This window comes from Streptomyces sp. NPDC101194, assembly GCF_044767885.1.
Taxonomy (GTDB): Bacteria; Actinomycetota; Actinomycetes; order Streptomycetales; family Streptomycetaceae; genus Streptomyces.
On the sequence record NZ_JBIWOS010000001.1, the window covers coordinates 52764 to 64646 of the forward strand.

The 11883-nt window shown below is 69.6% G+C and carries 8 protein-coding genes; 3 read left to right on the forward strand and 5 right to left on the reverse strand.

The genetic code is table 11. The features are described from left to right. The first annotated feature begins 129 nt into the window (after positions 1–129). From ACIRP2_RS00205 to ACIRP2_RS00215, 3 genes are all read left to right on the forward strand, one after another. Positions 130–1380 carry a hypothetical protein gene (locus ACIRP2_RS00205; RefSeq protein ID WP_404244950.1) on the forward strand — a complete coding sequence of 417 codons (1251 nt, stop codon included), beginning with the start codon at positions 130–132 and terminating at the stop codon, positions 1378–1380. 47 nt (positions 1381–1427) lie between these two features. Next, positions 1428–2942, forward strand: coding sequence for a methyltransferase domain-containing protein (locus ACIRP2_RS00210; RefSeq protein ID WP_404244952.1), 1515 nt, complete (start codon positions 1428–1430; stop codon positions 2940–2942). Positions 2943–3012: 70 nt separating this feature from the next. After that, positions 3013–3387 carry a hypothetical protein gene (locus ACIRP2_RS00215; RefSeq protein WP_404244953.1) on the forward strand — a complete coding sequence of 125 codons (375 nt, stop codon included), beginning with the start codon at positions 3013–3015 and terminating at the stop codon, positions 3385–3387. Between the two features lie 27 nt (positions 3388–3414). On the opposite strand, the gene ACIRP2_RS00220 is transcribed toward ACIRP2_RS00215, so the two are convergent. The 5 genes from ACIRP2_RS00220 to ACIRP2_RS00240 form a co-directional block, all read right to left on the reverse strand. Beyond that, positions 3415–5589 (reverse strand): CDP-glycerol glycerophosphotransferase family protein, encoded by a 2175-nt coding sequence (locus ACIRP2_RS00220; protein WP_404244954.1) that lies wholly within the window; start codon positions 5587–5589, stop codon positions 3415–3417. Between the two features lie 57 nt (positions 5590–5646). Next, positions 5647–7959 carry a CDP-glycerol glycerophosphotransferase family protein gene (locus ACIRP2_RS00225; RefSeq protein WP_404244956.1) on the reverse strand — a complete coding sequence of 771 codons (2313 nt, stop codon included), beginning with the start codon at positions 7957–7959 and terminating at the stop codon, positions 5647–5649. 162 nt (positions 7960–8121) lie between these two features. Continuing rightward, entirely contained in the window at positions 8122–9033 is a 912-nt protein-coding gene (locus ACIRP2_RS00230) for a carbohydrate ABC transporter permease (RefSeq protein ID WP_404244958.1), read from the reverse strand. Next, the gene (locus ACIRP2_RS00235; protein WP_404244960.1) at positions 9030–10448 is read right to left on the reverse strand and encodes a carbohydrate ABC transporter permease; all 1419 of its coding nucleotides are present in this window, start codon (positions 10446–10448) and stop codon (positions 9030–9032) included. Before ACIRP2_RS00235 ends, ACIRP2_RS00230 begins: the two co-directional genes overlap by 4 nt. Before the next feature lie 4 nt (positions 10449–10452). Next, positions 10453–11820 (reverse strand): ABC transporter substrate-binding protein, encoded by a 1368-nt coding sequence (locus tag ACIRP2_RS00240; protein ID WP_404244962.1) that lies wholly within the window; start codon positions 11818–11820, stop codon positions 10453–10455. Positions 11821–11883 lie beyond the last annotated feature (63 nt).

Below are 11883 nucleotides of genomic sequence, written 5' to 3' on the forward strand. Positions count from 1 at the left end.
CCTGAACCGTTCGAGTGATTCAAGAATTCGGACGTTTGCGCAGATACGCAGGGCATGGAAGTCGCGATCCATATAAGTGTGGTTATCGGTGCGTTGTCCGGCGCCTCAGGGTTGCTACGTTCTGCTTTCATGGGTATCCGAATGCGGTGCGAAACCTGGGACGTGCGGCGGGCAAGAGCGGTGGTGCTCATCGCCGCGGCCGCCGGTCTTCTCACCCGAATGCTGATCGCGGCGAACATGCCGGGCCCGGCCGACGTGCGTATTTTTCACGGTTTCGCCAAGGCCGTCGTGCGGTACGGCCCCATTCGGATTTACGAACAGCCGCTGCCGGGGCTGCCCGTCTACAATCACCCGCCACTGGCCGGCTGGATGCTTCTCGGCCTGAACGACCTCTCCGAACTCGGAATCCCGTTCGGAACGCTGATCAGATCACCTGCCTCGATCGCCGACTTCTTCTGCGCGCTCGTCGTGTTCGAAATCATGCGCCGACGTGGCTCCGTCGGCCTGGCGGTCGCCTGCGGGGTGGGCGTGGCACTCAGCCCCGTACTGATCGCCACGTCCGGCTATCACGGCAACACCGACGCGGTGGCCATCACCTTCGCCCTGGCCGCCGCCCATCTGCTCGTGGACCGGAAGTCCCCGCTGGCCGCCGGGGTGAGCGCCGCGCTCTCGATCAGCGTGAAGTTCATCCCGGTGGTGGTGATCCCGGCGCTGTTCGTCGTCGCGGTGCGGGCCGGCCGGCCGGTGCTCATCCGCTTCACCGCCGGGTTCACCGCCCTGATCGCCCTCGTCTGGGGGCCGGTTCTGCTGGCCGTGCCGGAGAACCTCAAGGAGAACGTCCTGGAGTACGCGGGCGGCAGCTACCGCCTGTGGGGCATCGTCCGGTTCGCCGATGTGCTCGGACTGCCCCGGTCGTTCATCACCTTCGTCCAGGGCGAGGGCCACTTCCTCTTCGTGCTGGTCTGTGTGGCGGCCGGGGTCTGGCTCGCCCGACTGCGGCCCGCGCAACTGCCCGTGGTCGTCGGCGTCACGATGGGCCTCCTGCTGCTGCTCTCCACCGCCTCGGCCCTGCAGTACCTCACCTGGGCCGCCGCCGGGCTGTTCGTCGTCGGGTTCTGGGAAGGCGCCGCGTACAGCTGTCTGCTCGGCGTGACCGCGGTCCTCGGCTACCAGGGACGCTCCGCCGTGCGCTGGAGCGAAACGGTGCTGCACTTCGCCGAGGCCGGCTGGTTCGTCCTCGCCGTCGGCCTCGTCAGCGGAATCCGCAAGATCATTGCCGCACCGCCGACCCTGCCCGCGCCGTCCACCGCCGGACGGGCCGCGGTCATGGCGCCGTGCGCCTCGCGGCCCACCGGTTCCACCGGTTCCACCGTCAACTGATCGCATCCCCCGAGCACCGAGCACCGAGCACAACTGGAGAACGCCCCGTGAAGGAAAGCCCGAGCCCCAGGATCGGCATCCTGGTGGTCGCGTACAACGCCGAGACGACGCTGGAGAGGACCCTCGACCGCATTCCGGAGGACTTCCGGTCCAAGGTCGCCGAGGTCCTCATCCTCGACGACGCGAGCCATGACGCGACGTTCACCGCGGGCTGCCGCTGGTCGCAGACGGAGGGAATGCCGCGGACCGTGGTGATGCGGCACACCAAGAATCTCGGATACGGCGGAAACCAGAAGGCCGGATACGCGCTGGCCGTCGAACACGGACTCGACATCATCGTGCTGCTGCACGGCGACGGGCAGTACGCGCCGGAATTCCTGCCCGACATGGTCGCGCCCATCGAGCGCGGCGAATGCGAAGCCGTTTTCGGCTCCCGGATGATGAAATCCGGATCCGCTCTCAAGGGCGGCATGCCGATGTACAAATGGCTCGGCAACCGCATTCTCACCCGTCTGGAGAACGCCCTCCTCGGATCGCAGCTCACCGAATTCCACTCCGGGTACCGCGCCTACAGCGTCGCGGCACTCAAGAAGCTGCCGATCCACCGGAACACCGACGCCTTCGACTTCGACACCCAGATCATCGTCCAGCTGCTCAACGAGGGAATGCGGATCAAGGAGATCCCCGTCCCCACTTACTACGGCGACGAGATCTGCTACGTCAACGGCATGAAGTACGCGAAGGACGTGGTCAAGGACGTCCTCGAATACCGGCTCGCCGTCAAGGGGTTCGGCACCTGCGCCTGGATCCCCAAGCCCGTCGAGTACGCGTTCAAGGAGGGCGACGGTTCCTCGCACGCCGTCATCCTGGAGAAGATGCGTGGCCTCCCGCCCGGCCGGGTCCTCGATCTCGGCTGCTCCGGCGGCCTGTTCGCGCAGCGTCTCGAAGCCCTCGGCCACGAGGTGACGGGCGTGGACTACGTCGAGGTCCCCGGCGTACGCGAGAAATGCACCCACTTCCACCTCGCCGACCTGGAGGAGGGCCTGCCCGCGGGGATCGGCGCCGACTTCGACTACGTGGTCGCCGGCGACGTCATCGAGCACCTCTCCCGCCCCGAGCGGGTGCTCGCCGAGGTCGCCACCGTGCTGCGGCCCGGCGGCCATGTGCTGCTCTCCGTACCGAACTTCAGCCACTGGTACTCAAGACTGCGGGTGGCGCTCGGGGTCTTCGACTACGACCGGCGGGGCATCCTCGACGAGACGCATCTGCGCTTCTTCACCCGGGCCAGTCTGCGCCGCACGGTCCGGGCCGCGGGCTACGACGTCCTCCACGTCGTCTCCACCGGTGCCCCGTTCTGGGCACTGCTCGGCGGTGGACCGCTTCCCGCGGTCCTCGGCGGGGTGTCGAAACTGCTCACCCGGATCCGGCCGACGCTGTTCGGCTATCAGCACGTCGCACTGCTCACCCCGCACGCGGCCGAGACGATCATCGCTGGAGAGCACGTCGATGTACAGGACATCCTCAACCGACAGCACGTCCTTGCCGACCGGGTCGGCGTCTGAGGCCGCCGTTCCCCCTCCCGCCCCCGCACCATCGTCCGCAACCCCGGTCGTCGCAGTCAGGAGCAAGGCCTTGACCCTTCCCAGTCTGATGCTGCTGCTGTTCGCCGTCTTCTCGTCGGCGGGCGGCCAGATCATGCTCAAGCACGGGATGAAAGGCGCCGCGGCCGCCGCCGCGCAGGGCGGCGGATCCGTCGCCCTGCGGGCCGCCACCAGCCCCTGGGTCGTGCTCGGCCTGGTGGTCTTCGCGGTGTCGGCCCTCGCCTGGATGACCACCCTGGCCAAGGTGCCGCTGTCCATCGCCTACCCGTTCAACGCTCTCGGGTATCTGCTGATCGTGCTGGCCGGCGCGACCGTGCTGCACGAACGGACCTCGATGTGGACCTGGGGCGGCTCGCTGCTCGTGGTCGTCGGGCTCGTCACGGTGATGGCGGGCCAGCAACGCTGAGACCGCGCCGGCGGACGGACCTCGTCCTCAGGCCCGTCCGCCGACCGGCGCCGCTTCCCCCAGCAGCACCTGCCGTACCACCCGTTCCGCGGCGCGCCCGTCGTCGTACGGGCAGAACCGGGCCCGGAACGCGGCCCGCAGCGCCTCGTTCGCCGGGCTCCGCCAACTGCCGTCGAGGAGGATCCGGGCCAGCTCCTCCGTGTCGGTGGAGACCGCCCCAGGGGTGTCGCCGGGTCTTCCGGACAGCAGATCGAAGCAGACCCCCCGGACCGTGCGGTACGTCTCCCAGTCGGGGGCGTGCACCACGATCGGACGGTCCAGATGGGCGTAGTCGAACATGACCGACGAGTAGTCCGTCACCAGCGTGTCCGCCGCCAGGCACAGCTCCTCGATCCGCGGATGGTCGCAGACATCGAGGAGCCGGGGGTGCTCCGGCAGCCCCGCACCCTCGTAGAAGTAGTGGGCGCGGACCATCACCACGGTGTCCGGGCCGAGCGTCTCGCAGAGCCGGACCAGATCCAGCCGGCTGGTGAACGCCGCCTCGTAGTCGCGGTGCGTCGGCGCGTACAGCACGGACCGCTGCCCGGGACCGATGCCGAGCCCCGAGCGGATCTCCGCGATCCGCTCGTCCGTCGCCGTCGCGAAGACGTCGTTGCGCGGATAGCCCGCTTCGAGGGACCGCGCGGCGCCCGGGTAGGCGCGGTCCCACACCTCGGTGGAGTGGGGATTGGCCGAGACGCTCCAGTCCCACCGGTCGACGCGCTGGAGCAGCCGGTCGAAGTTCAGCCCCTGGGCCGCCGCCGGATAGTCCTGCTGGTCGAGTCCCATGATCTTCAGCGGTGTGCCGTGATGGGTCATCACATGGATCTGGCCGGGCCGCTTGACCAGGTGATCGGGGAAGTTGACGTTGTTGAAGAAGTACGTGGCACGGGCCAGCACCTGCCAGTAGCGGCGGGTTCCCGGTACCACGTGGTCGATGCCCTCGGGCAACGAGTCCACCTGGTTCCTCGCCACCACCCACACCCCGCGCACCTGCGGGGCCAGCTCCCGGGCCTTGCGGAAGACGGCCTCCGGATTGCAGCTCATCCCGCGGTTCCAGTACGCGGCGTAGACGGCGAGCCCGGGGTCCAGCGGAAGCCGCCGCCGCCACCAGTAGTAACGCGCGGACAGGGTGCGTCCGGCCCGCGCCCGGACCGCACCGGGCACGGCCCGCAGGTTGCGGCGCAGAGCCAGGACCGTGTCGAGGACGGCGAGTGCGACGTACCGGCCGCCGCCCATCAGCCTCGGCCGCAGCCCCTTGGCACCATTCGGGAAACGGTGCTCCTCGGGCCGGTGAGCCCGGTGGAAGGCCGCCACGGACCGTACATAGTGCCTGCGTCGGCGGGTCACCGACGGGTACCCGGCGAGGAGTTCCGAGGCCGCCCGGTCGAAGAGCAGGGCCCGTACGGGACGCAGTGGCGGCCGGTTCCGGACGAACTCCATCAGACCGGTGTACGCGTCGACGAGCCGGTGCGGTGCGGTGCCGTCCGCGGGTTCGGGCCCGTCGGGCTCGACGGGCAGGCCGCGCCGGCCGCGGTGCTCGACGCACGCGATCGGGAGCACGGCGACGGATCCGGCCGCGGCGAGGGTCTGGACCGCGTACATCCGCTCCCCGTGCCGCCCCGGTCCGAAGACCAGCTTCTCGCCCTCGTGAAGAGCGCGGCGCACGGCGCGGTTCCAGGAGACCGGTGCGATGTCCAGGAGCACGGGATGCCCGGCGAGGGTGAGCCGCTTCTCGGGCAGCGCGCGGAGCAGCTCCAGTGACCGGGACGGCCGGGGGCGGCCCCGGAACGGCCGCCGGTGATGACCGAACAGCAGCAGTTCGGGATCACCACAGGCCTCCAGCCGGTCGGCGACGGCCCGCAGGGCGCCCGGCAGCAGGACGAAGTTGCCCTCCAGGAAAAGGAGATAGTCGCCGACGGCCCGCTCGGCCCCGGCGTTGCGCCGCCCGTCCTGGCCGGCCCCCGGCGGCAGATGGACGGCCTGCACCCGGTGGTCCCGTGCGGCGAACTCGTCGAACAGCAGCCCCGATCCGTCCGGCGCGCCGTCGTCGACCCCGATCACCTCGATGTCCGTGAACGACTGGGTGAGCACCGATTCCAGGCACTCCCGCAGCTGCCCTCGGGCGCGACGGACGGGGATGACGACACTCAGCCGGGTCATGCGGGCTCTTTCTCGGATTCGGTTCTCGGGGTGGGCAGGGGAACGGAAGTGGGGCGGTCAGGGAAGGTTGGTGGGCCGTGTCCCTGCGAGACCGAGGCCCGTGGAGGCCTGCCGGTCCCCGGGGAGCGCGGCGCGGGCGGGGGCCGGGACCGGGACCTGAGCAGGGTCGCCCGCCGCCGGTGCGGGCCGCCGCAGCGCCGGAGGGACCACCGGCGGATGCGCGGTCGTCTCGCCCAGGAACACCCGGCGCACCACCCGCTCCGCCGCGTACCCGTCGTCGTACGGACAGAAGCGTTCCCGGAACGCCTCGCGCCGCTCGGCGGAGCGGGTGCCGCACCAGTGGCCGGTCGTGAAGACGTCCAGCAGTTCGGCCTCGCTGTACGCGATCGCGCCGGGCGGGCAGGAGTGCAGGTCGAAGTAGGTGCCGCGGGCCGCTTCGTACGCCTCGCGGTCGCCGCAGTGGATGACGACGGGCCGGTCCAGATTGGCGTAGTCGAACATCAGCGACGAGTAGTCCGTGATCAGCGCGTCGGAGGCGAGCGCGAGGGCCTCGACGGACGGGTGGCCGCTGACGTCGACGACCCGCGGATGCGGCTCGCGGATCGGCTGGGCCCCGTACGAGTAGTGGGCGCGCGCCAGGATCACGAAGCCCGGACCGAGGTCCCGCGCCACGCGGGCCAGGTCGAGCACGGAGTGCTGATCGCGCCGGTAGTCGCGGTGCGTGGGCGCGTACAGCAGGGCCAGGGTGCCCTCGGGGACGCCGATCGACTCGCGCAGCCGCGCCACGTCGTCGGCGGTGGCCCGCTGGTAGATGTCATTGCGCGGACAGCCGTACTCCAGTGTCGCGCAGCTCGCGGAGGCCGACGGATACGCCTTCTCCCAGACGAGGGTGGAGTGCCGGTTCGCGGAGAGGGAGAAGTCCCACTTGTCGACGTTGGCGAGCAACTGCCCGAAATCGGTCCCGCGGGCCGCCGCCGGACGGTTCTGCAGGTCCAGGCCCATGGTCTTGAGCGGGGTGCCGTGGTGGGTCTGGAGCAGCACCTGGCCGCGCCGCTTGACCAGCCGCCGGTCGAAGTTGACGTTGTTCACCAGATAGCCGGAGCGGGCCAGCGCCCGCCAGTAGCCGTACGTCCCGGGGGTGATGCTGCGCGTCCCGGTGGGCACGGTGTGCGCGTCCTCGGGACGGCAGATCCAGGCGGTCCGCAGACCGGGCACCAGCTCGCGGGCCTTCGCCTCGATCGCCGCGGGGCTGCAGGCGTAGCCGCGGTGCCAGTACGCGGCGAACACCGCCAGGTCCCTCTGGACGGGCAGCCGCAACTGGACGCGGTAGTACGCCTGGAGGGCGGCGGCCCGCAGTACCCGGCGCACGGCCGCGGTGACCCTCCGCAGCCTTCTGTGCAGCAGCTGCGCCGCCCACAGCGCGCGGTAGGTACGGCGCGCGCCCAGCCGGATCAGGCCGTGGCGCAGCCGGGCGCGGTGCGGCGCGGGGGCGCCGGGGGTGCGGTAGCGGCCGCAGTGCGCGCGGGCACGGCGGAAGAATTCGGCGTGGCTGCCGCGCGGCAGCCTGCCCCGGGTGGTGAACAGCGTGCAGAAGTGGTCGAGCATCCTGCGGTGGATCACCGGCCGCCAGGGTGCGAGCCGGGGGCGGCAGTCGATGAACGCGAAGACCCGGTCGTACTGTTCGAAGATGTCGAAGTGCTTGCGACTGGTGGTGGCCAGGATGTTGCCCTGGCGCCGCTGCCGGTAGCCGACGCACACCCGGTCGAGCACCGCGATCGAGCGGGCGGCCATCAGCACCGGGTAGGTCCAGGGCGTGTCCTCGTAGTAACCGGCGGGGAAGGCGAACTTCTCGGCCTCGACGAACTCGCGGCGGTACGCCTTGTTCCAGACGACCATCAGGACCTTCAGTAGCCCCGGCCGGTCGGCGAGCGTGAAGGTGGTGGGGCCGGTCTGGGAGAGGTGCTCGGCGAAGGTGTTGCGCACGCTCTCGCCGGTCCAGTACGTACGGGCGTAGTCGTAGACCAGGACGTCGGGTTCCCCGGTCTCCTCGATCCGGTCGGCGACGGCCCGCAGGGCGCCGGGGGCGAGGGTGTCGTCGCCGTCCAGGAAGAGCAGGTAGTCGCCGGTGGCCTGCGCGATCCCGGCGTTCCGGGCCCGGCCCAGGCCCACGTTCTCCGGCAGGTGCAGGGCCCGCACCCGGTCGTCGCGGGCCGCGAACTCGTCGATGACGGCGCCACAGGCATCGGGTGAGCAGTCGTCCACCGCGAGGAGCTCGAAGTCCTCGAACGACTGGGTCAGCACCGAGTCCAGGCTCTCGTGCAGATACGCCTGAACCCGGTACGCGGGCACGATGACACTGAACCGGGGCACAACACATCCATGGGTCGTTCGCAGCGCGGGCGGGCGGTCCGCAAACGGCCGATGGAGTGACGGAGTTACGTCAAAACGTGGCAAACCTGTGAAAGTGCAGGTGGGGTGGCCCTGTTGCGGTGAACAGGACCACCCCGTGTTGACGTACGACTGTGCGGCGTACTACTTCACCGCACCCGCCATCACGCCGGAGACGAACTGGCGCTGGAAGGCGAAGAAGACCGCCAGCGGAATCACCATCGACACGAAGGCGCCGGGCGCCAGCACGTCGATGTTGTTGCCGAACTGCCGCACCTGCTGCTGCAGGGCCACGGTGATCGGCGGGGAGCCGGAGTCCGCGAAGATCAGCGCGACCAGCATGTCGTTCCACACCCAGAGGAACTGGAAGATTCCCAGAGAGGCGATCGCCGGGCCGCCGAGCGGCATCACGACCCGGGTGAAGAGCCGGATCTCGCCCGCTCCGTCGAGCCGGGCCGCCTCCAGCAGTTCCCTCGGGATCTCCGCGAAGAAGTTCCGCAGCAGGAAGATCGCGAAGGGCAGGCCGAAGGCCGTGTGGAAGACGACCACGCCGAAGGTCGTCTCGAAGATCCCGACCGCGCCGAAGAGCTTGGACACCGGGACCAGAGCCACCTGGACCGGCACCACCAACAGCGCCACGACCACCAGGAACCACCAGTCGCGACCGGGGAAGTCCATCCAGGCGAAGGCGTATCCGGCCAGTGAACCGATCACGACGACCAGGACGGTCGCCGGGACGGTGATCATGACCGTGCTGAGGAGGGAGTGGGTGATGGTCGAATTGTCCAGCAGCCGGGAGTAGTTGTCGAGGGTGAGCTGGGAGGGGGCCGTGAAGATCTTCCACCAGCCGCTCGACGCGATGTCGTCCGCGCCGCGCAGCGAGGAGAGCAGCAGCCCGACGGTCGGCATCAGCCAGAACAGGCCCACCAGGACGAGGAAGACCCGCATCGCACCGCCGCCGGCGCGGGCGGCGATGCGTGCTCCGAGGGACCGCTCGGCCTTCACCGGTGCGGTACCGGCCGTCGTGCTCGCGGTCGTGGCCGAGGCTGTCGTCATCGGCGCCCCTCCTTCCGGATCCGGCGGATGTTGACGTACATCACCGGGAGTACCAGCAGCAGCAGGAGTACGGCGATGGCGCTGCCGATCCCGAGGTCGGCGTCCGTGCCGAACGACGAGCGGTAGAGCTGGAGCGCCAGCACGTTCGCGTCGGCCAGCGAGGAGCCCGGGGAGATGATGAAGACCAGGTCGAAGACCTTCAGGACGTTGATCATCAGCGTGACCAGTACCACCGAGAGGACGGGCGCGAGCATCGGCACCGTGATCCGGCGGAACACCTGCCACTCGTTCGCGCCGTCCACCCGGGCCGCTTCGAGGAGTTCACGCGGCAGGCCGGCCAGGCCCGCGGCGATCAGCACCATCGCGAAGCCGGCCCACATCCAGACGTAGGAGCCGATGATCGCCGGTGTGACGAGCGTCGGGCCGAGCCACTCGACCCCGTTGTACGGCTCCTTGAAGTTCGATGCGGGCAACCGGAGCAGGGCGCCGTCGGCCGAGGCGGGCAGGGTGAACGTACCGTCCGCGCCCGCGGTCGCCGAGGCGACCACCTTGCCGTCCACGACCGCTTCGACCTCGATGCCCTTGAGCCCCAGCTCCTTGGCGTCGATGACGTTCGGTCTGCCGCCGCCGCCCTTGGTGAAGTCCAGCCACGCGGTACCGGTGATCTTCCCGGACTCCGTCGCGGCGGCCTTCGCCGGCTTCGCGTCCGCCGGCATCTTCGCCGGTGCCACACCGACCAGCGGCAGTTGGACCGGCTGTCCGGCCCGCACCGGGGCCTTGGTGACGAACGAGCCGCCGCCGCCCGCCTTGAGCGGATGGACGGGCAGCGGATGCGCCTTCGGATAGCTCGCCGACTCGGCGAACGTGTCGTGTACACCCACCCATACGGCGTTGGCGACCCCGCGTTCCGGGGCCTGGTCGTACACCAGCCGGAAGATGATGCCGGCGGCGAGCATGGAGATCGCCATCGGCATGAAGACGATCAGTTTGAACGCCGTGCCCCAGCGGATCCGTTCCGTCAGCACCGCGAAGATCAGCCCGAGGGCCGTGGAGACCGTCGGCGCGAACACGACCCAGATGGCGTTGTTCTTGATCGCCGTGCGGATGGTGTCGTCGGTGAACAGCGCCTTGTAGTTGTCGAATCCGGCGAAGCCCGTACCCGCTTGGTCGAAGAACGACCGGTACACGGAGTACACGATCGGATAGACCACGAGCGCGCCGAGCAGCACCAGCGCGGGCGCCAGGAAGAGCGCGGCGATGATCCGGCGGGTGCCGGTCACACTCCTGCGTCCGCGTCCAGGGCCACCGGCCGGCGCATCGGACGGCTTCCTGGGCGCGGGTACCGACGGCTGTCCGGACGGATGCTTGTCGGCGGGGGGCACCGCGTCGGCGCCCCCCGCTGCGGCTGTCGTCATCCCGTCAGCTCTTGTACGCCTTGGCCGCGTCGGACTCCAGCTTCGCTTGGGTCCCCGCGATGTCCTTCGGGTTCTTCAGGAAGTCCTGGAGGGTCTTCCACTCGCCCTTCCCGGGCGTCCCGCCGAAGGACTGCGGGGCCTGGTCGGACATGTCGAACCGGACCGCGTCACCCGCCGAGATCAACGCCTTCGCCATCGTGCGCTGCACCTCGTTCGGATACGCGGCGGCGTCCAGGGACTTGTTCGGCGAGATGAACCCGCCCTGCTCGGCCATGATCTTCGCCGCGTCGGTCGAGGCCAGCCAGGTCAGCAGGGCCTGGGCGCCCTTGCCGTCCTTCAGGGCCACCGCCGCGTCGCCGCCCGTCACGACGGGGGACTCGGCTCCGACCGCCGGGAACGGGAACACCTTGGCGTCCGTCCCGATCTTCGCCTTCGTCTGCGCGATGTTGACGGCCACGAAGTCGCCCTCGTAGACCATGGCGGCCTTCGGCTGATCGCCGCCGGTGAAGGTCTGGGTGACCGAGGCCGGGAACTCCGTCTGCAGCGCGCCGTCGGCGCCGCCCGCGATCAGCGACGGCTTGCCGAAGAGCTGCGCGAGCGTGCTCAGCGCGTCCTTGACGGAGGGGTCCGTCCACTTGATCTTGTGCTGGGCCAGCTGGTCGTACTTCTCCGGGCCCGCCTGGGAGAGATAGATGTTCTCGAACCAGTCGGTGAGGGTCCAGCCGTCCGCGCCGCCGACCGAGACCGGGGTGACACCCGAGGCGGAGACCGTCTCCGCCGTCGCCAGGAAGTCCTTCCAGGTCTTCGGCTCGGACGCGCCCGCGTTCTCGAACGCCTTGGCGTTGTACCAGATCAGGGACTTGTTGGCGGCCTTGAAGTAGACGCCGTACTGGGTGCCGTCCACCGCGCCGAGGTCCTGCCAGACCTTCGAGTAGTTCTTGTCCAGCTGGGCCTTGGCCTCGGGGCCGACCGGCTTGGCCCACTTCTTCTGCGCGGCCTGCTGGATCGCGCCGACCTGCGGGATCATCGCGACGTCCGGCGGCTGACCTCCCGCGATCTTCGTACCGAGGAAGTTGACGATCGGGTCCTGCGCCGGAACGAACGTGACCGTCGCCCCCGTGCGGTTCTCGAACTCCTTGAGGACCTTGACGAAGTTGGCCTGCTCGGCTCCGGTCCAGACCGCCGCGACCGAGAGCTTCTCGCCGTCCAGCTTCGGCAGGGCGACGCTCGACGAGCCCCCCTTGCCGTTCCCGGAGCTCTTTTCCGGCTTGCCCTTTCCGTTGCCGCCGTCGTCGCTGCAACCGGTGAGGGCCAGTGCGCCGATGGCGCTGAACACCACGGCGGCCCTGCTGATCCGAAGGGTTGTGCGCATAGCTTCCCCGTCTCTCACATCGTCGTGTGCGCACAGTCCTACGCCCGGTGCACGGGTGCCGCA